Origin of the sequence: Mycobacterium sp. 3519A, from assembly GCF_900240945.1 — a bacterium.
In the GTDB taxonomy this organism is placed as follows: domain Bacteria; phylum Actinomycetota; class Actinomycetes; order Mycobacteriales; family Mycobacteriaceae; genus Mycobacterium.
This window is the reverse complement of record NZ_OESG01000013.1, coordinates 999,884-1,018,906: the sequence shown is the minus strand read 5'-3', so window position 1 is coordinate 1,018,906 and position 19,023 is coordinate 999,884. Positions and strand designations below refer to the sequence as shown.

At 67.4% G+C, this 19,023-nt stretch carries 18 protein-coding genes; 9 read left to right on the top strand and 9 right to left on the bottom strand.

Going from position 1 to position 19,023, the window contains the following annotated elements; all coding sequences use genetic code 11:
* Positions 1-46: 46 nt before the first annotated feature.
* The 4 genes from C1A30_RS12770 to C1A30_RS12755 all read left to right on the top strand — a co-directional run bounded on the left by C1A30_RS12770 (position 47) and on the right by C1A30_RS12755 (position 4,687).
* The gene (locus C1A30_RS12770) at positions 47-1,417 is read left to right on the top strand and encodes an NAD(P)/FAD-dependent oxidoreductase (RefSeq protein WP_101948666.1); all 1,371 of its coding nucleotides are present in this window, start codon (positions 47-49) and stop codon (positions 1,415-1,417) included.
* A gap of 73 nt (positions 1,418-1,490) precedes the next feature.
* Positions 1,491-3,410, top strand: coding sequence for an acyl-CoA dehydrogenase family protein (locus tag C1A30_RS12765; protein ID WP_101948665.1), 1,920 nt, complete (start codon positions 1,491-1,493; stop codon positions 3,408-3,410).
* Positions 3,411-3,420: 10 nt separating this feature from the next.
* Positions 3,421-3,723 carry a hypothetical protein gene (locus C1A30_RS12760; protein WP_101948664.1) on the top strand — a complete coding sequence of 101 codons (303 nt, stop codon included), beginning with the start codon at positions 3,421-3,423 and terminating at the stop codon, positions 3,721-3,723.
* Between the two features lie 25 nt (positions 3,724-3,748).
* Positions 3,749-4,687 carry a DUF808 domain-containing protein gene (locus C1A30_RS12755; RefSeq protein ID WP_101948663.1) on the top strand — a complete coding sequence of 313 codons (939 nt, stop codon included), beginning with the start codon at positions 3,749-3,751 and terminating at the stop codon, positions 4,685-4,687.
* Here the strand turns inward: C1A30_RS12755 and manA are convergent.
* The 4 genes from manA to C1A30_RS12735 form a co-directional block, all read right to left on the bottom strand.
* Positions 4,684-5,910 (bottom strand): mannose-6-phosphate isomerase, class I, encoded by a 1,227-nt coding sequence (manA, locus tag C1A30_RS12750; protein WP_101948662.1) that lies wholly within the window; start codon positions 5,908-5,910, stop codon positions 4,684-4,686. The genes C1A30_RS12755 and manA overlap by 4 nt on opposite strands.
* 4 nt (positions 5,911-5,914) lie before the next feature.
* Positions 5,915-7,006, bottom strand: a complete 1,092-nt coding sequence (locus C1A30_RS12745) for a TobH protein (protein ID WP_101948661.1) — start codon at positions 7,004-7,006, stop codon at positions 5,915-5,917.
* The gene (locus tag C1A30_RS12740; protein ID WP_101948660.1) at positions 7,003-8,388 is read right to left on the bottom strand and encodes a phosphomannomutase/phosphoglucomutase; all 1,386 of its coding nucleotides are present in this window, start codon (positions 8,386-8,388) and stop codon (positions 7,003-7,005) included. The genes C1A30_RS12745 and C1A30_RS12740 overlap by 4 nt, the downstream gene beginning before the upstream one ends.
* A gap of 83 nt (positions 8,389-8,471) precedes the next feature.
* Positions 8,472-8,891 (bottom strand): DUF3499 domain-containing protein, encoded by a 420-nt coding sequence (locus tag C1A30_RS12735; protein ID WP_101948659.1) that lies wholly within the window; start codon positions 8,889-8,891, stop codon positions 8,472-8,474.
* 129 nt (positions 8,892-9,020) lie between these two features.
* Between C1A30_RS12735 and C1A30_RS12730 the strand changes: the two genes are divergently transcribed.
* Positions 9,021-9,443, top strand: coding sequence for a metallopeptidase family protein (locus C1A30_RS12730; RefSeq protein WP_067806873.1), 423 nt, complete (start codon positions 9,021-9,023; stop codon positions 9,441-9,443).
* Positions 9,444-9,452: 9 nt separating this feature from the next.
* On the opposite strand, the gene C1A30_RS12725 is transcribed toward C1A30_RS12730, so the two are convergent.
* Entirely contained in the window at positions 9,453-9,722 is a 270-nt protein-coding gene (locus C1A30_RS12725; RefSeq protein ID WP_197518751.1) for a WhiB family transcriptional regulator, read from the bottom strand.
* A gap of 425 nt (positions 9,723-10,147) precedes the next feature.
* Between C1A30_RS12725 and cofD the strand changes: the two genes are divergently transcribed.
* Genes cofD through C1A30_RS12705 form a run of 3 tightly spaced genes read left to right on the top strand, consistent with a single transcriptional unit; the run spans position 10,148 to position 13,055 of the window.
* Positions 10,148-11,143, top strand: coding sequence for a 2-phospho-L-lactate transferase (gene cofD, locus C1A30_RS12715; RefSeq protein ID WP_101950160.1), 996 nt, complete (start codon positions 10,148-10,150; stop codon positions 11,141-11,143).
* Positions 11,140-12,480, top strand: a complete 1,341-nt coding sequence (locus C1A30_RS12710; RefSeq protein ID WP_101948657.1) for a coenzyme F420-0:L-glutamate ligase — start codon at positions 11,140-11,142, stop codon at positions 12,478-12,480. The genes cofD and C1A30_RS12710 overlap by 4 nt, the downstream gene beginning before the upstream one ends.
* Complete coding sequence (locus C1A30_RS12705; protein WP_101948656.1) at positions 12,477-13,055, top strand: NUDIX hydrolase; 579 nt, start codon at positions 12,477-12,479, stop codon at positions 13,053-13,055. Before C1A30_RS12710 ends, C1A30_RS12705 begins: the two co-directional genes overlap by 4 nt.
* Here C1A30_RS12705 and C1A30_RS12700 read toward each other — a convergent pair.
* The 3 genes from C1A30_RS12700 to C1A30_RS12690 all read right to left on the bottom strand — a co-directional run bounded on the left by C1A30_RS12700 (position 13,045) and on the right by C1A30_RS12690 (position 16,339).
* Positions 13,045-14,298 (bottom strand): IS30 family transposase, encoded by a 1,254-nt coding sequence (locus C1A30_RS12700; protein ID WP_235009817.1) that lies wholly within the window; start codon positions 14,296-14,298, stop codon positions 13,045-13,047. The two genes, C1A30_RS12705 and C1A30_RS12700, sit on opposite strands and share 11 nt — an antisense overlap.
* Positions 14,299-14,384: 86 nt before the next feature.
* A complete protein-coding gene (locus C1A30_RS12695) occupies positions 14,385-15,464 on the bottom strand; it encodes a sugar phosphate nucleotidyltransferase (protein ID WP_067806881.1) in 1,080 nt (359 codons plus the stop codon).
* Positions 15,464-16,339 carry a glycosyltransferase family 2 protein gene (locus tag C1A30_RS12690; protein WP_101948655.1) on the bottom strand — a complete coding sequence of 292 codons (876 nt, stop codon included), beginning with the start codon at positions 16,337-16,339 and terminating at the stop codon, positions 15,464-15,466. The genes C1A30_RS12695 and C1A30_RS12690 overlap by 1 nt, the downstream gene beginning before the upstream one ends.
* Before the next feature lie 161 nt (positions 16,340-16,500).
* Between C1A30_RS12690 and C1A30_RS12685 the strand changes: the two genes are divergently transcribed.
* On the top strand, positions 16,501-18,165 hold the full coding sequence (locus C1A30_RS12685) for a GMC family oxidoreductase (RefSeq protein WP_101948654.1): 1,665 nt from the start codon (positions 16,501-16,503) through the stop codon (positions 18,163-18,165).
* Here C1A30_RS12685 and rfbD read toward each other — a convergent pair whose 3' ends face one another.
* Positions 18,166-19,014, bottom strand: coding sequence for a dTDP-4-dehydrorhamnose reductase (gene rfbD / locus C1A30_RS12680; RefSeq protein ID WP_101948653.1), 849 nt, complete (start codon positions 19,012-19,014; stop codon positions 18,166-18,168).
* Between the last annotated feature and the right edge of the window lie 9 nt (positions 19,015-19,023).

The following is a 19,023-nucleotide window of genomic DNA, read 5'->3' as shown; positions in this document are numbered from 1 at the left end:
CCTTCCCTGGTCCGTAGTCCGGAATTTACCGAGTACTGTGCACCCGATGGGGCGGACTACTAAACACGCAGTTGTCATCGGGGCCAGCCTCGCCGGCCTGTGCGCGGCCCGGGTGCTTTCGGACTGCTACGAGCGGGTCACGGTCTACGAGCGCGACGAGTTGCCCGACGCCCCCGCCCACCGGTCCGCGGTCCCCCAGGACCGACACGTGCACCTGCTGATGGCGCGCGGCGCGCAGGAGTTCGAATCACACTTCCCTGGCCTGCTGGCCGACATGGTCGCCGACGGCGTCCCGATTCTGGAGAACCGGCCCGACTGCATCCACTTCGGCGCGGCCGGCCACGTGCTGGGCACCCACCATCGGCTGCAGAACGAATTCACCGCCTACGTGCCGAGCCGTAAGCACCTGGAATGGCAGATCCGGCGCCGGGTGAAGGCCATCGACAACGTCGACGTCGTTCGGGCGGGGGTGCGTGAACCACGCTTCGACGCGACGCGGCAGCGGGTCACCGGCGTCCTGCTCGATACGGGGGACGCGGTGGACGCCGATCTCGTCGTCGACGCCGCGGGACGCGGCACGCGACTTCCGGTGTGGTTGGCGCAGTGGGGTTTTGAGCGCCCCCGCGAGGACGTCGTATTCGTCGGCATCGGATACGCCACCCATCAGCTGCGCATCCCCGACGGGTTGCTGACCGAGAAGGTCATCGTCGCGGGCGCCTCCCGCGAGCAGCCGCTCGGGCTCGGGATGCTCCACTACGAGGACGGCACCTGGGGGCTGACCACGTTCGGGGTCGGCAAGGTGGAACCCCCGCACGACTTCGCGGGCATGTGCGCGCTCGCCAATGAGATCGTGCCGCCGCATGTCGCCGCGGCGATCCGAAAGGGCGAGCCGATCGGCGAGGTCGCACTGCACAAATACCCCGCCAGTCGGTGGCGTCGCTACGACAAGCTCAGCCGGTTCCCCGAGGGCATCGTCCCGTTCGGCGACGCCGTCGTCAGCTTCAACCCGACATTCGGCCAGGGCATGACGATGACGTCGCTGCAGACCGGACATCTGCGCCGCTTGCTGCAGACGCCGGGCGCCGACCTCGAGCGCGACTTCACCCGCGCCGCGGCCAAGACCACCTTCCCGGTCTGGACGATGAACGCGATCGGCGACCTGGTGCTGCACCGCGCCACCGGGCCGACACCGTGGTGGTACCCCGCGGTGGGCAACCTGTTCGACCAGTTCCTCGGCGCCGCCGAGACGGATCCTGTTCTCGCCGAATGGTTTCTGCGCCGGTTCAGCCTGCTCGACAGCCTGTACATGGTGCCGTCCGCCCGGCTGGTTGGCCGCACCATCCGGCACAACATGCGACTCTGGCTGGCCGAGCGGCGGCGCCCTGCGGTTGCGCCTGCAACCAGCCGCGTCAGCTGATCTGATCAACCTGTAGTCCCCCGTTGACAGCCAGAGTTACTGTCGAGTAGGTCCAGTTGCTTGGGGAGGCGCCATGACCGTTACCGGGGAAATCAGCGAAAAGCACGCCAGGGAGGTCGCCGAGCACGCGCGCGCAGCCGAGTGGCTGGCGCCCAGCTTCGGCAAGGAGTTGTTCCTCGGCAGGCTGCGGTTGGACCTGATTCACCCGCATCCGACCGGGTCTGCGCAAGCCGCCGAGCGCGGTGAGGCTTTCCTGGCCAAGCTGCGCGACTTCTGCGAGACGCAGGTCGACCCGTCGGTGATCGAACGCGATGCGCAGATCCCTGACGACGTGATCCTCGGCCTGAAGGAACTCGGCGCGCTCGGCATGAAGATCGGCACCGAGTACGGCGGCCTCGGGCTGTCGCAGGTGTACTACACCAGGGCGCTGATGTTGGTCTGCTCGGTTCACCCCGCCCTCGGCGCATTGCTGTCGGCGCATCAGTCCATCGGGGTGCCGCAGCCGATCTCGATGTTCGGCACCGAGGAGCAGAAGCGGACGTGGCTACCGCGCTGCGCGCGGGAGATCAGCGCGTTCCTGCTGACCGAACCCGACGTCGGCAGCGACCCGGCGCGCCTGCACGCCACCGCCGTCCCGGACGGCGACGACTACGTGCTGAACGGGGTGAAGCTGTGGACCACCAACGGCGTGATCGCCGACCTGATCGTGGTGATGGCCAAGGTGCCCAAGAGTGAAGGCCACCGCGGCGGCATCACCGCATTCGTCGTCGAGGCCGATACCCCGGGCATCGTGGTGGAGAACCGCAACGCGTTCATGGGACTGCGGGGCATCGAGAACGGGCTGACCCGGTTCACCGATGTACGGGTGCCCGCGGCCAACCGGATCGGCGCCGAAGGCGACGGGCTGCGGATCGCGCTGTCCACGCTGAACGTCGGGCGATTGTCGCTGCCAGCGACGTGCGTCGGGGTGGCGAAGTGGTCGGTCAAGATCGCAAGGGAATGGTCGAACGAGCGCGTGCAGTGGGGCAAGCCGGTCGGTGAACACGACGCTGTCGCAGGCAAATTGGCCTTCATGGCGGCCACTGCCTACGGCCTGGAGGCGATGGTCGAACTGTCTAGTGAACTCGCCGACGCCGGCCACAACGACATCCGTATCGAGGCGGCGCTGGCGAAACTGTACGGCTCCGAGATGGGCTGGCTGATCGCCGACGAACTCGTCCAGATCCGCGGCGGCCGCGGCTTCGAGACCGCCGAATCGCAGGCCGCCCGCGGCGAGCGGGGTGTGCCCGCCGAACAGGTGCTGCGCGATGCGCGCATCAACCGGATCTTCGAAGGTTCGACGGAGATCATGCATCTGCTCATCGCGCGGGAGGCGGTGGACGTACATCTGTCCGTGGCAGGCGACATCATCGACCCGGACGCCGATATGCGACGCAAAGCCCGCGCCGCCGCGAACGCAGGCCGCTTCTACGCCCGCTGGCTGCCCAGCCTTGTCGCCGGAAAAGGGCAACTACCAACATCATTCGGTGAATTCGGGCCGCTTGCGACGCACCTGCGCTACGTCGAGCGCGCCAGCAGGCGGGTGGCTCGCAGCACGTTCTACGGCATGTCGCGCTGGCAGGGCAGGCTGGAGCACAGACAGCGGTTCCTGGCCCGCCTCGTCGACATCGGCGCAGAGTTGTTCGCGATGACGGCCGCGTGCGTGCGTGCGCAACGCGACCGGACCGATCCCTCGGCGGTCGAACTCGCCGACGCGTTCTGCAGGCAGGCCAGGATGCGGGCCGACCGGTTGTTCGACGAACTCTGGCACAACACCGACGACAGCGACCGCACGCTGTCCCGACATCTGCTCGACGGCCGGTTCACCTGGCTGGAGGCAGGCATCCTCGACCCGTCCATCGAGGGGCCGTGGATCGCGCAGGAGGGGGCGGCCGGTTCGACAATGGACGTGCATCGCGTGATCGGTGGTGCGTCGAGTCGGGGTGCGGCCTGATACTGGTGACATGACCTCGCAGATCCGGCCGCTGGAGGACGTGGGCGGCTTCGGCATCGCGTACTGGTTGCCGCCGGGTGGCAGGGACAACGGTGTGTGGGCCGACATCTGGGTGGCCATCGCCGATCTCGACTCGCAGGACGCAGGCACCTTTCTCGATCTGCTGGCCTGCGCCGACGTCGGCGGCTACGTCGCGGTGCCCGGCGGTAGGCGGGCGCGGGCGCGCGGGCCGGTCTGCTCGCGGGTGTGGGTCGACGCGATGCAGTACGGGCTGGCCGAGGACGTGCTGATCCGGTTCATGCGGGCCAGGTAGCCTTCGGTGCCATGAGGACGACGCGATGAGCGCTGGTCTGTTCGGGCTTCTCGACGACGTCGCCGCTCTGGCCCGGTTGACCGCGGCGTCGGTCGACGACATCGGGGCTGCCGCGGGCCGCGCCACGGCAAAGGCAGCAGGTGTCGTCATCGACGACACCGCGGTGACACCGCAGTACGTGCACGGCATCACCGCAGACCGCGAACTGCCGATGATCAAGCGAATCGCGGTCGGGTCGCTACGCAACAAGCTCGTCTTCATCCTGCCCGCCGCCCTGCTGCTCAGCCAGTTCGTGCCGTGGGTGATCACGCCGATCCTGATGCTCGGCGCGACCTATCTGTGCTACGAGGGCGCGGAGAAGGTGTGGGGGTGGATCACCGGCCACGACGCGCACGCCGCGCCAACGGCCACCGAAGGCGGGGATGCCGAGAAGAAGATGACGGCAGGCGCCATCCGGACCGATTTCATCCTGTCCGCCGAGATCATGGTCATCGCGCTGAACGAGGTGTCCGACCAGTCGTTCTGGCCGCGGTTGGTGATCTTGGTGATCGTCGCGATCGTGATCACGCTCGGCGTGTACGGGGTCGTCGGGCTGATCGTGAAGATGGACGACATCGGCTTGAGCCTGGCGCAGCGGACGTCGAACTTCACCAAGAAGGTCGGCAGGGGTCTGGTGTCGGCGATGCCCAAACTGCTGTCGGCGCTGTCGATCATCGGCACGGTGGCGATGCTCTGGGTCGGCGGACACATCCTGTTGCAGGGCACCGATACGCTGGGCTGGCACGCCCCGTACGGGCTGGTGCACCACGCCGAGGAATGGGTGCATCACGCCGTGCTCGGCGCCGGTGCGCTGCTGGCCTGGCTGCTCAACACCGTCGTGTCGGCGATCGTCGGCATGGTGATCGGCTCGATCGTGGTGGCGATCATGCACCTGCTGCCGTTCGGCAAGAAAGCCGAACACTAGATCCCGACGGTCGCCCTGAACAACTTCGTCGGCGTCTGCGCCACCAGGCGGATCGGACCGTCATCGGCGGAAACCCACGCCGCCGCACCGCGCTCCAGTGTCACCGCGGTCGACTTCGCATGTACCACCGTCGAACCCTCTGTGCAGAGCAGGATCTGCGGCCCGTCGTGATGCGTCGGCGCGTCGATCTCGTGGCCGAGGTGCTCGCCCTCGATGCACACCACCGACACCGCGAACTCGGGGGCTGGCGTGTTGTACACGAGTTCTGTTCCGTCCCTTGTGATTCGGGGATGGATGACGTCGTCGACGGCGGGGGTGAAGTCCAGCACCCGCAACAGTTCGGGCACGTCGACGTGTTTGGGCGTCAACCCGCCGCGCAACACGTTGTCCGAGTTGGCCATCACCTCGACGCCGACGCCGTGCAGATACGCGTGCAGATTTCCCGCAGGCAGGTAGATGGCTTCACCGGGTTTCAGGCTGATCCGGTTGAGCAGCAACGAGGCCAGCACACCGGCATCGCCGGGATACCGCTCGCCGAGTTCGAGCACCGTCTTGGCTTCCGCCGCGAACTTCTTCTTGCCCGACCGGAGGTATTCGATCGCACCCTCGATCACCGCGGGCACCAACACGTCGAGGTCGGGCTGCGGCGCGGTGATCCAGGTGGTGAACAGCGCGCGTAGGCCGTCGGCGTCGGACTGACCGGAGAGCAGATTGACGAACGGATCGAGGTCACTGACCGCCAGCGCACGCATCAACTCGACGCTGCTCTCGGCGGAGCGGAATCCGGCCAGCGCTTCGAAATCCCCTAGCGCGACCAGTAATTCGGGCTTGTGGCTGCGGTCACGGTAGTTGCGGGTTGGCGCCGAAATCGGAATGCCCAGCTTCTCCTCGCGCGCGAACCCTTCCACCGCCTGTTCCGCGCTGGGATGCGCCTGCAGCGACAGCGGTTCGTCGGCCGCGAGCACCTTGACCAAGAACGGCAGACAGTCGCCGAAGCGGCCACGCACCGCCGCACCCAGTTGGCCTTCCGGATCGGCGCGCAGCGCGTCGAGCAGCGACACCTCACCGTCGTCGGTCTCCAGCCACGCCGGATCACCCGGATGCGCACCGAACCACAGTTCGGCCTCGGGATGCGCTGTCGGACTTGGCCGCCCGGTGAAATCGGCAATCGCGGTCCGCGAACCCCATGCATAGGTTCGGACCGCTCCGCGTAGCAGATGCACTCGCTTAACCTCGAACCAGTCGCAGGTATGTGGCCGTCATCTCCAACCGTACGGCCAACATCGCCAGTTGTTGTTCCGGTCGCCCAGGGGGTGCGACGGCCGGCGGCGCGTCCACCATCCCCAGCGCTTCGGGCACGTCCTCGGCGTTGATCACCGAGACGTCGTCGAGCCCGCCCACTCGTGCCAGCACAACGGGCCGCTCGCTGTCGGTGGTCAACACGAAGGTGCGGAGCCGCCTCGGCAGCGGACCGTCGATCTGCTCGTCGTGGAAGATCGACTGTGCGCCACCGGGTTCGTTGCCGAGTCCGCCGTGCAGTGCCACCAGCGCGTCGGCCAACCCCACCGCGGCCACCGACTGGTGCGCGATCCTCAGCAGCACGGCCGCGCCGTGGCGGGCCAAGGCCAGGGTGGCCGGGTTGTCCCCGGCCAACACCACGTCGCGGCCCGACATGCGGTCCGCAAGCGTTTTGGCCGGGTTGGTGAACAGTTCGCGCCCCGCGCTGTTGCGGAAGGCCTCGGCGTCCAGTTCGTCGGCCAGCGCCGAAAGGTCTACGTGCAGACCGGGATCCACGGTGTGCAGCACGGCCAGACCCGCCGCGAGATAGCGGGTCAGGCCGAATTCGTCGCGCACCTGCAGTCGGGGGGCCAGTGCGGCCGAGCGGCCCGCGGTCGCATCGCGCAGCGGGCCTTCGTACGGCGCCACCACCGCGATGCGCGCGCCGCGGCGAACCCCCGTCGCGGCGGCCGACACCAGTGCCTGGTCACCCGGATCGTCACCGGCGAGGATCAACACATCGAGTGCGCCGATCCACGGCGGCGCCTCGGACGCCACCACAATGGGCGCACCGACGGAACCTCCGAGCGTCGCGGACAGCATCGCCCCCGCCGTCTCGGCGTTGCCGCGGCCCGCCACCCAGATGATGGTGCGCGGAGGTTGATCGGATGTCAGCGAGTCGAGGTCGCCCTCGTCGAGCGCTGCCGCGGTGGCACGCACCTGCGCGCCTGCCATCGACGCCGCGCGCAGCAAACCGTCGCGATCGGCGGCGAGCAGGCCCTCGACGTCGTCGAGGTCCACGGCGGACTGGGTGCCGTTCACACGGCCGCCTCGTTGCGCGAGGCGATCTGGGCGGCGATGAGCGCGACGATCTCGTCGATCTCCTCCGTGGTGCGCGCTTCCACGTTCAACCGCAGCAACGGTTCGGTGTTGGACATCCGCAGGTTGAACCAGCTGCCGTCGCCCAGGTCGACGGTGACGCCGTCGAGGTGGTCGATCGAGTGGATGCGCGCGCCGAACGTCTTGAGCACCGCGTCGACACAGCGTTCGGCGTCGGTGACGGTGAAGTTGATCTCGCCGGACGCTTCATAGCGCTGGTAGTCGGCCATCAGCTCGGACAGCGGCCGGTCCTGCTCGCCCAGCGCGGCCAGCACGTACAGCGCTGCCAGCATGCCGGAGTCGGCGCCCCAGAAGTCGCGGAAGTAGTAGTGCGCGGAGTGCTCGCCACCGAAAATCGCTCCGGTGTCGGCCATCAGCGCCTTGATGTACGAGTGCCCGACGCGCGAGCGCACAGGGGTACCGCCCCGCTCGGCGACCAGTTCCGGCACCGCACGGGAGGTGATCAGGTTGTGGATCACCGTCGCGCCGATCTCTCTGTTCAATTCCCGGGCGGCGACCAAGGCGGTCACCGCCGACGGTGACACCGGATGCCCCTTTTCGTCGACGACGAAACAGCGGTCGGCGTCGCCGTCGAAAGCCAACCCGATGTCGGCACCGGTTTCCACGACGTGAGCCTGCAGGTCGACGAGGTTCGCCGGGTCCAGCGGGTTGGCCTCGTGATTGGGGAACGTGCCGTCGAGCTCGAAGTACAACGGCAGCAGCGTGATTGACGGGATCGCGCCGAGCACCGCGGGCGTGGTGTGGCCGCCCATGCCGTTACCCGCGTCCACGGCCACCCGCAGCGAGCGCAGCTCGGCGAGACTGACCAGGGTCCGCAGGAATTCGCCGTATTCGGTCAACACGTCGCGCTTGGAGTCCGCGCCGCGCGGGCCGTCGTATGCGGGCACTCCGGCGATGATCTCCTCGCTGATCTGTGTCAGCCCGGTGTCCTTGCCCACCGGCTTGGCGCCGGCACGGCACAGCTTGATGCCGTTGTAGGCGGCGGGATTATGGCTCGCGGTGAACATCGCGCCGGGGCAGTCCAGCAGCCCGGACGCGAAGTACAACTGATCGGTGGACGCCAGCCCGATTTGTACGACGTCCAACCCCTGCGCCATCACGCCGTCGGCGAACGCGGCCGCGAGCGCAGGCGAGCTGGCCCGCATGTCGTGGCCGATCACCACCTGCGAGGCACCGTCGCGGACCAGTCGGGCGAACGCGCCGCCGACGTCGGCGACGAAAGCCTCGTCGATTTCCTCCCCAACCAAGCCGCGGACGTCATACGCCTTGATGACGCGGTGAACTGCCGCGGCGGGCCGAGACATAAAGCTCCTTGCGAAGGGGACCGTTGGCGCCAGCCTAACCGTCGGGCTGCACGCAGATGGCGGCTAGTCGGGCTACGCCCGGGCTAGTCCGTCGGGTCCGGCAGAACCCGCAGGTGGCCTCGGCGCCTGCCGTTGGACTCCGGCCGTCGAGCGACGGGTGCCATGAGCGCGCCACCGTGTACGCCGGTGGCGGGATCGGAGAAGCCCGCCGCCACCCCGTTGATCGGCGGTGGACCGTCGCGGCGCTCGCGAACGGCGTCGGCGAGCGCCACCAGATCGTCCTCGTCGGGATGCGTGGGCAGCGGCCCCGCGTGCCGCACCAGCTCCCAGCCGCGCGGCGCGGTGATCCGGCCGGCGTGTGCGACACACAGATCCCAGGAATGCGGCTCGGACACGGTGGCCAACGGCCCGACGACGGCTGTCGAGTCCGAGTACACGAACGTCAGCGTCGCGACCGCATAGTGGGGACACCCGGGCCGACAGCAGCGACGGGGAACATTCACAGCGAGAGGTTATCGTGCGGAAACGTCGTAAGCCGCCGGACACGCGCAGCTATCGGAGCCCCGATCTCCAACCGTTACTCTTCGGATGTGGCCGAGCGCAGATTACGCGGATCACGCCGCAGCCGGGAGATGCGCGGTCCGCTGCTCCCACCGACCGTTCCGGGTTGGCGCAGTCGCGCCGAACGGTTCGACATGGCGGTGCTGGAGGCTTATGAACCGATCGAGCGGCGATGGCAGGATCGAGTGTCCGGACTCGACGTCGCGGTCGACGAGATCCCCCGGATCTCGCCGAAGGATCCTGATTCCGTGCAGTGGCCGCCGGAAGTGGTGGCAGACGGGCCGATCGCACTTGCACGTTTGATACCGGCCGGGGTCGATGTCCGCGGCAACGCGACACGCGCGCGAATTGTGTTGTTCCGCAAGCCGATTGAGCGTCGGGCGAAGGACACCGTCGACCTCGCCGACCTGCTGCATGAAGTTCTGGTGGCTCAGGTGGCCACGTATCTCGGTGTCGAACCTTCTGTCATCGACCCGACGATCGACGACGAATGAGCTAACGAATCAGACGATCCCGCGCTTGAGGCGGCGACGCTCCCGCTCGGAAAGCCCGCCCCAGATCCCAAAGCGCTCGTCGTGGGCCAGTGCGTATTCCAGGCAGCGATCGCGGACCTCGCAACCCAGGCAGATTCGCTTGGCTTCGCGGGTCGAGCCGCCCTTTTCGGGGAAAAACGCCTCCGGGTCGGTTTGAGCGCACAATGCGCGCTCTTGCCATTGATCATCTTCGGTAGTTGCCGGAGCAACGTCATATCTCTCGGGTTGGTCGGGCACCAAACTCAATTGAGGACGTCCCGGCAACCCAATCGGTGTAGGTCCGGTAATGGTGTGACGGATGTCGCCTACTGAGCCGAGAATCCGGTTGTCGAAACGATCATCTTGCCCGGATTGGGCCTGCTCAAACGCCATGCTCCGCCTCCTCACCTGTGTCTCGTAGATCCCTGCTTTGAGCCGCACTATTTCCATGTGTGGCCATCTCAATTCGAACAAGTGATCGAATCTCGGTCTGCGCCACCGAAACCGGCCGTCCAACCAGGAAATGACACTGCTGTGATTACACACGTGTTAGCTGCCGGGGTCAAGCGCTGGAACAGGAATTCATACCATTTCGTGACACGAATTCGGCGCGTCGTCACGTCGGCGTGTCCGTCACACCACCGCGCCGCACGGACGTCATGGGGCACCGCCTAGTCTCGATCAATGTGAAGGTCACGGTTCTGGTCGGCGGCGTCGGCGGTGCGCGCTTCCTGCTGGGCGTGCAGCACCTGTTGGGGCTCGGCCGCTTCAGCGGGTCGTCCGCCGGGTCCCAATCAGATAACGAACTGACTGCGATCGTCAATGTGGGCGACGACTCGTGGATGTTCGGGGTGCGGATCTGCCCCGATCTCGACACGTGCATGTACACCCTTGGCGGCGGCATCGACACCGAACGCGGTTGGGGTCGTCGCGACGAAACCTGGCACGCCAAAGAGGAACTCGCGGCCTATGGCGTACAACCGGATTGGTTCGGCCTCGGCGACCGCGATCTCGCCACTCATCTGGTCCGCAGCCAGATGCTGCGCGCGGGTTATCCGCTGTCGCAAGTGACCGAGGCGCTGTGCGACCGATGGCAACCCGGCGCGCGACTGCTTCCGGCCAGCGACGACCGCAGCGAAACCCACGTCGTCATCACGGATCCGGCGGACGGCGAGAAACGCGCCATCCACTTCGAGGAATGGTGGGTTCGCTACCGCGCGCAGGTGCCGACGCACAGTTTCGCGTTCGTCGGCGCCGACAAAGCCACCGCGGGTCCCGGTGTGGCCGAGGCCATCGAGAACGCCGACGTGGTGCTGCTTGCGCCGTCCAACCCGGTGGTGAGCATCGGCGCCATACTCGCCGTGCCTGGCATCCGTGGCGCGCTGCGCTCGACGACGGCCAGGGTGATCGGCTACTCCCCCATCATCGACGGAAAGCCGCTGCGCGGCATGGCCGATGAATGCCTTTCGGTGATCGGCGTGGCCAGCACATCCGAAGCGGTCGGCGGCTATTACGGGGCCCGTTCCGGTGTCGGCATCCTCGACGGCTGGCTGGTGCACGAGGGCGACCATGCCGAGATCCCCGGTGTCGAGGTGCGATCGGTGCCGCTGCTGATGACCGACCCGCAGACCACCGCCGAGATGGTGCGCGCCGGACTCGATCTCGCGGGGGTGAAGCCATGACGGAGCACGGTTCGGCGGCGTCCGTCGAAATCCTTCCGGTGCGCGGACTTCCAGAGTTCCGGCCTGGTGACGACCTCGCCGCGGCGCTCGCAGACGCCGCATCGTGGTTGCGCGACGACGACGTCGTGGTGATCACCAGCAAGGTGGTCTCCAAGTGCGAGGGCCGCATCGTCGACGCACCGACCGACCCGGAGCAGCGGGACGCGCTGCGGCGCAAGCTGATCGACGCGGAGGCCGTGCGGGTGCTCGCACGCAAGGGGCGCACGCTGATCACCGAGAACGCGCTCGGCCTGGTGCAGGCCGCCGCGGGCGTCGACGGCTCCAACGTCGACTCGGGCGAGTTGGCGCTGCTGCCCACCGATCCCGACGGCAGTGCGGCGGCGCTGCGCGACGGGCTGCGCGAACGACTCGGCGTCACCGTCGGCGTCGTGATCACCGACACCATGGGCCGGGCGTGGCGCAACGGCCAGACCGACTTCGCGATAGGCGCCGCGGGCCTGACCGTGCTGCACGGCTATGCGGGGTCGCAGGACCGGCACGGCAACGACCTGATCGTCACCGAGATCGCCGTCGCCGACGAGATCGCCGCGGCGGCTGATCTGGTGAAGGGCAAGCTGACCGATATCCCGGTGGCGGTGGTGCGTGGACTCACGTTGTCGGACAACGGATCAAACGCGCGCACACTGCTGCGGCCGGGAGACGACGACCTGTTCTGGCTCGGCACCGAAGAAGCCATCGCCCTCGGTCGCAGTCAAGCGCAACTGCTGCGCCGGTCGGTGCGCCGGTTCAGCGCAGCGCCGGTGCCGCCTGACCTCGTCGAGGCGGCTGTCGGCGAAGCACTCACCGCGCCGGCACCGCACCACACCCGGCCGGTGCGGTTCGTGTGGCTGCAGGACTCAGGCAGGCGGGTTCGGCTGTTGGACCGGATGAAGGATCGCTGGCGCGCCGACCTGACCGGCGACGGCCGTACGCCGGATGCGGTTCAACGGCGCGTCGGCCGCGGCCAGATCCTCTACGACGCGCCCGAACTCGTCATCCCGTTCATGGTGCCCGACGGCGCGCACAGCTATCCGGACGCCGCGCGCACCGCCGCCGAGCACACCATGTTCACGGTCGCGGTCGGCGCCGCGGTACAGGCCTTGTTGGTGGGGCTGGCCGTGCGTGGCGTCGGCAGCTGCTGGATCGGTTCGACGATCTTCGCCGCCGACCTGGTGCGCGAGGAACTGGACCTGCCGTCGGACTGGGAACCGTTGGGCGCCATTGCGATCGGCTACCCCGATGAGGAGTCCGGACCCCGCGATCCGGTCGGCACTGACGGTCTGCTGATCCGCAAGTGAGCCTGCACGAATCGGCGGTGACGACGCTGACACGTTGGTGCACAACGGATCCCACGCAGGACACGCTGCGGCACGCGGCGCTGGCGTTTCTCGCCGCACGGCCCGACGGATGTCTGCGCTCGTGTGCGCCCGGCCATGTGACCGGCTCCGCGCTGGTGCTCGACCACACCGGCACCCATGCGCTGCTGACACTGCATCCGCGGATCGGGCGATGGCTGCAGTTGGGTGGGCACTGTGAGGACACCGACGCCGGCATCGTCGCCGCCGCACTGCGCGAGGCCACCGAGGAGTCCGGCATCGACGACCTCACCATCGATCCCGAGCCCGCCGCGCTACACGTGCACCCGGTCACCTGCTCGTTGGGGGTGCCGACGCGTCACCTCGACATCCAGTTCATCGCGCACGCGCCCGCGAACGCCGAAATCGCGGTCAGCGACGAGTCTTTGGACCTGCGCTGGTGGCCGCTCGACGCGCTACCGGAGGACTGCGACTTCGGTCTCACCCAACTGGTGGACGCCGCGCGCCGTCGAGTGGCCACTTTTGACACGGTTCGCCGCGGCGGTTTCACGCTGTGATTGCAACAGCGGGTGGTTTTGACGGGTTTGAGAGTAGTTCGTCGAGGGTTTCGGCTGGGGTCTTCCAGCTCAGGGTTTGCCGGGGCCGGTTGTTGAGCTTGGCGGCGACGTAGTCCAGATAGTCTGCCGGGAAGATCGACAAGTCGGTGCCTTTAGCAAAGTATTGGCGCAGCAGTCCGTTGGTGTTCTCGTTGGTCCCGCGCTGCCATGGTGAGTGCGGATCACAGAAGTAGATATCTAATTCCGTCGCTGCGGCGATAGCGGCGTGATTGGCCATCTCTTTGCCTTGATCCCAGGTCAGTGTCTTACGCAGAATCGCCGGCAGCTGAGCCATTTTCGCGACGATGGCCTCTTGCACTGCCAGGGCACCGTGGTCGTCAGGCAGATGCAGCAGCAGCACGAACCGAGTCATGCGTTCGACCACGGTGCCGATCGCCGAACCCGATGCGGTGCTACCCATGATCAGGTCACCTTCCCAGTGGCCGGGTACGGCACGGTCTTCGACCTCCGGTGGACGCTCGCTGATGTTGACCATGTCGCGGATTTGCCCTCGGCGCTGGTTACCGCGTCGTTGAGGCTTGCGCAACGCCCGCCCAGTGCGTAGACATTTGTGCAGCTCACGGCGCAGATTTCCTTTACCCTGCACGTAGATCGACTGATAGATGGTCTCGTGGGACACCCGCATCTCCGCATCGTCGGGAAATTCGATCGGCAGCCGGTTGGCGATCTGTTGAGGACTGTGGTCGTCTAGCAGCCGATTCTGCACCTCAAGGTGCAACCGTTCATTGGTGGCCAGCTTGCGCGGTTTCGGGCGTCGAGCCCGCGCGTGAGCACGCGCCTGTGCGACGCCGGCCCGATACCTCGGCGTGGCATCCCAGCCGCCGTGCCGTTGCGCCCCGAACCGGTACCGCGAACGATATCGTCCACGGCAGAACGCGTTTCGGTCGATCTCACGCATGACCGTCGAGGCCGGGCGGCCCAGCCGCCTGCCGATCTGCCGAATGCTTTCCCCTCTGGCAATGCCGTCTTGAATTTCGTTACGTTCGTCTTCGCCCAGCCGCGACCACTTCCGCACACCGGTCTCATCAGGAAATTTGGGTCTCACCCCGCCAGCATCGGCAAACCAGCGCCAGCCGGTGCGCACCGACACACCGACTGCCTGCGCCGCCTCCACCACCGACGTGCCATCGCCGACATGACCCCAGAACTGACGACCAACACAGGCATAACGCGACGGACGCATCAACAACTCCTCAGCTAGGAGCCGTTGCAATCACCCCTTGAACCTGAGCGCGATTAGCGTGCGATAACGGGCCACTCGGCGAAAAGCTAGACGTCGGTCGAGTAGCGGATGCCGCCGTCGGGGATGGTGACCCCCGGCCAGACCCTTGCGCCGCGCAACAATTCGCACCGCGCACCGATGTCCGCGCCGTCGCCGATGACACCGTCGCGGATCAGCGCCCTCGGGCCGATGCGAGCGCCGAAGCCGATGATCGAGCGTTCGATCACCGCGCCCGCCCCGATGCACGCACCGTCGAAGATCACCGCACCGTCCAGCCGCGCACCCGCGCCGATCTCGGCGCCGCGGCCGACCACCGTGCCGCCGATCAACAGCGCGCCCGGCGCCACGGCCGCACCGTCGTGCACCAACTTCTCGCCCCGCTGACCACCGAGCGCGGGCGACGGCGCAATGCCGCGGACCAGATCGGCTGAGCCGCGCACGAAGTCGTCAGGGGTGCCCATGTCACGCCAGTACGTCGAGTCGACGTAACCGCACACCCGAAGACCGTCGGACAACAGACCGGGGAAGATCTCACGCTCCACCGACAGCGCGCGGCCCTTCGGGATCTGCTCGATCACCTCACGCTTGAACACGTAGCAGCCCGCGTTGATCTGGTCGGTCGGCGGATCCTGCGTCTTTTCGAGGAACGCGGTCACCACACCGTCGGAATCGGTGGGCACACAACCGAATGCGCGCGGATCGCCGACGCGGACCAGATGCAGCGTGACGTCGGCGCCGCTGTCGCCGTGCGAGTCGAGCAGTGCCCGCAGATCCGCACCGGAGAGCACGTCGCCGTTGAACACCAGCGCGGTGTCGTAGCGCAGCTTCTCCGACACGTTGGCGATGCCGCCGCCGGTGCCCAGCGGTTCCTCTTCGACCACATAGTCGATCTGCAAACCCAGCTTCGACCCGTCACCGAACTCCGACTCGAACACCCCCGCCTTGTAGGAGGTGCCCAGTACGACGTGCTCGATGCCCGCATCGGCGATACGCGACAGCAAATGGGTCAGGAACGGCAACCCCGCGGTCGGCAGCATCGGTTTGGGCGCCGACAGGGTCAACGGGCGCAGCCGCGTGCCCATGCCGCCGACGAGTACGACCGCATCCACCTCCGCCGGATTGACCACTAGAGCCGCCCCTTCCTCTGCTTGCGCCGGGTATCGCGAACCACCAGGCCCGCCCGCGCAGCCAGCGCGCCCCTGATCGTCCACCGCAGTGGCGCCTGCCACAGCTTCGGATGCCGATCTGCCAGGAAAGTGTAGGTGCTCGTATGGTGGGCCGCCAAGTTGCGGGCCGGATCGCGACCCGTGGCGTGGCCCTTGTCGTGCAAAATCTCCGCCGACGGCACATAAATGTTCTGCCAGCCCGCCCTGCCGAGGCGATCTCCCAGGTCGACGTCCTCCATGTACATGAAATAGCGCTCATCGAAGCCGGCCACCTCATCGAAGGCGGCGCGCCTCAGCAACAAGCAGGACCCGGACAACCAGCCGACAGGACGTTCGCTGGGTTCGGTGCGCTCCTGGCGGTATTCGGCCGTCCACGGGTTGGTTTTCCAGAACGGGCCGACGACGGCGTGCATGCCGCCGCGGATCAGGCTGGGCAGGTGGCGGGCCGACGGATATACCGAACCGTCCGGATCACGGATCAGCGGCCCAAGCGCGCCCGCCTTGGGCCACCGTTCGGCCGCCTCCAACAGCAGGTCGATGCTGCGCGGCCCCCACTGCACATCCGGGTTGGCGACCACCAGAAACTCGGACTCCGGCATGATCTCCGCGACCGCGCGGTTCACCGCGGTGCCGTAGCCCAGGTTGCCGTCCATGCGCAGCAGTCGGGCGTTGGGATAGCGCTGCGTCGCCTCCTCGGGCGCACCGTCGGTCGAACCGTTGTCGGCCATGATCACCGTCACGGGCCGTTCGGTGGCATGCGAGAGGGACGCCAGGAACCGATCGAGGTGTGGGCCCGGTGAATACGTCACCGTCACCACGGCCAGGCCGTCGCTCACGCGACAGAAACCAGTTCGTCACTCATTGGCTAGAGGGTAGCCCCATCCGAATGGGCCACCGCAGCAACGGCAACCAACAACAGTGTCTGCCCTTCAGCCCGGTAGTCTGTCTAACGGCCGCTAAGGGGTAGGGAGACGGCGGCCGGGAAAGGACGAGCAGTATGCCCGCGTTCGACTACGTCATTCTCGGTGCCGGAGCCGCCGGCTGTGTGCTGGCCAATCGGCTCTCGGAGGATCCCCGAACCGAGGTGCTGCTGGTCGAAGCGGGCCCACCGGCCCGCGGCCCGTACTTCGCCATCCCGATGATGGGCGCAGGCCTGTTCGAGCAACGGACCGACCACCCGGACCCGCTCGCGTACGAGGGTTATAGGCACAGCTTCGTCTACCAACTGCAGCCCTACGGCGCCGCCGACAAACTCAACGAACGCTGGGTGCGCGGCAAAGCGGTCGGCGGCTCCACCGCCATCAACGGCCTGGTCTACAACCGCGGCAACCGCGAGGACTACGACGAGCTCGAGCGGCTCGGCAACCACGGCTGGGGTTGGGACAACATTCTGCCGATCTTCAAGGCTTTCGAGGACAACCAGTTCGGGCCCTCACCGACACGCGGCGTCGGCGGCCCGCTGCACATCTCGCAGCCGCGGTTCCCAGATGAATTGAGCCAGTACATCATTGACGCCGCAGCCAACACCGGCCTGCACAGCGTCGAGGACTACAACGAATCCGACGAGGAACGCGTCGGGCCCGCGATGGCCATGATCCGCCGCGGACTACGGGTCAGCGCGGCCAAGGCGTTCCTCGATCCGGTGCTCAAGCGGCCCAACCTGCACCTGGCCACCGACACCTACGCGCAGCGGTTGATCTTCGAGAACGGCCGCGCCGTCGGCGCCGAGATCCGCACCGGCGGCAACACTTCCGAAGTGCGCGCGCGTCGAGAGGTGATCGTGGCGATGGGCGCACTGCACACGCCGAAGATCCTGCAGCTGTCCGGCGTCGGCCCCCGCGATGTGCTCGAAAAGGCCGGTGTGCCAGTGTATCTCGAGCGCGACAATGTCGGTCGCCGGATGACCGAGCACTTCTGCGCCATCGTCACCTACCGGCTGAAGGACGACCTCGGCTACAACCGGCAGCTGCGCACCACGGTCGGCAAAGCCCTTGCGGCGCTGAAGTTTGCGGCCACCCGCAGGGGCCCGCTGGCCACCCCGACCGGCGACGTGATGGCGATCTTCAAGACCAGGCCCGAACTCGACCGCGTCGACGGCCAGTTCCTCGCCCGGCTGATGTCGGTGGCCGATGTCAGCGGCGGTGAACGCGGTCAAATCGATTCGCACGGCGGCGTTTCGTGCGCGGCTGAGATCCTGCGGCCGACGTCGGAGGGCCGACTGTGGATTACCTCACCCGATCCCAGCGCTGCGCTGTCGATCGAGCCCAATTACCTGGCCACCGAGTACGACCGCACGACGATGGTCGGTGTGGTGCGCAAGATCCGGCAGATCTTCGAGCAGTCGCCGCTGGCCGAACACGTCGAGAAGGAGACGACGCCGGGTAAGAGCGTGCAGACCGACGAGGAGATCATCGACGCCACCATCAAGACCGGCGCCACCGGCAGCCATGCGGCAGGCACGTGCATGATGGGGCCCACCGACGACGAGATCGTCGACGATCAGTTGCGCGTCCGCGGTATCGAGGGACTGCGCATCGTCGACTGCTCGATCATGCCGAAGCAGATGTCGGGCAACCTCGCCGGTCCGATGCTGGCAATGGCCGCGCGCGCCGCGGAGTTGATCTTGGACACCGCGCCCGCTGAAAAGGCCCGTCGCGCCTGATCACTGCGCCATCGCGGCGACCACCGCAGCGCGCCACGGACGCAGCGGCTCCAGACCCGCCTCGGTCGAGCGCCGCGCCGACAGCGCCGAATAGGCCGGTCGCGGCGCCGGCCGCGGATGCCGGTCGGTGCCCACCGGACGAACCCGCGCCGGATCGGCGCCCACCGCTTCGAACACCGCTTGCGCCTGCTCGAAGCGACTGACCGCGCCCTCGTTGGCGGCGTGCAGGATCGGCTCGCGGATCGAGCCGTCGTCGGCGAGTTGAAGCAGGGCGTCGACGAGATCGCCCACGTACGTGGGTGATCCGATCTGATCGGCCACCACCTCCACTTCGCCGTCACCGGCCGCCAACCGACGCATGACGGCGGCGAAGTCCTTGCCGTCGGCGCCTTCATACACCCACGCGGTCCGCACGATGTGCGCATCAGGCATCGCCGCCAGCGCCAGCACCTCACCCTCCAGCTTGGTGCGGCCGTACACGCTCAGCGGCCCGGTTTCGTCGTCGATCTCGTAGGGATGGCGCTGATCGCCGGCAAACACGTAGTCGGTGGAGATGTGGATCAGGTCGGCGCCCGCACGCGCGCAGGCCCGCGCGATGTTCTCGACGCCGACGGCGTTGACCGCGTGCGCCCGGTCGGGTTCCTGTTCGGCGGCGTCGACCTGGGTATACGCCGCGCAGTTGATCACGACGTCGCCGGCTTGGATATGGCGTTCGGCGGCGGTCGCATCGGTGATGTCCCATTCGGCCGAGGTCAGCGCCAGCACGTCGCGGCCCTGCTGGCGGGATTTCGCGGCCAGACGACGCCCCACCATGCCGCCGGCACCGGAGATAACAATTCGGTCAGACATGCACTCGAG

Bases quoted from the DNA above. Each gene is read 5' to 3' on its own strand.
- rfbD (WP_101948653.1), bottom strand. From the start codon at position 19,014: ATGTCTGACCGAATTGTTATCTCCGGTGCCGGCGGCATGGTGGGGCGT.
- C1A30_RS12740 (WP_101948660.1), bottom strand. From the start codon at position 8,388: ATGTCTCGGCCCGCCGCGGCAGTTCACCGCGTCATCAAGGCGTATGAC.
- C1A30_RS12730 (WP_067806873.1), top strand. From the start codon at position 9,021: ATGCGCGGTCCGCTGCTCCCACCGACCGTTCCGGGTTGGCGCAGTCGC.
- C1A30_RS12765 (WP_101948665.1), top strand. From the start codon at position 1,491: ATGACCGTTACCGGGGAAATCAGCGAAAAGCACGCCAGGGAGGTCGCC.
- C1A30_RS12710 (WP_101948657.1), top strand. From the start codon at position 11,140: ATGACGGAGCACGGTTCGGCGGCGTCCGTCGAAATCCTTCCGGTGCGC.
- C1A30_RS12770 (WP_101948666.1), top strand. From the start codon at position 47: ATGGGGCGGACTACTAAACACGCAGTTGTCATCGGGGCCAGCCTCGCC.
- C1A30_RS12685 (WP_101948654.1), top strand. From the start codon at position 16,501: ATGCCCGCGTTCGACTACGTCATTCTCGGTGCCGGAGCCGCCGGCTGT.
- C1A30_RS12700 (WP_235009817.1), bottom strand. From the start codon at position 14,298: ATGCGTCCGTCGCGTTATGCCTGTGTTGGTCGTCAGTTCTGGGGTCAT.
- C1A30_RS12755 (WP_101948663.1), top strand. From the start codon at position 3,749: ATGAGCGCTGGTCTGTTCGGGCTTCTCGACGACGTCGCCGCTCTGGCC.
- C1A30_RS12760 (WP_101948664.1), top strand. From the start codon at position 3,421: ATGACCTCGCAGATCCGGCCGCTGGAGGACGTGGGCGGCTTCGGCATC.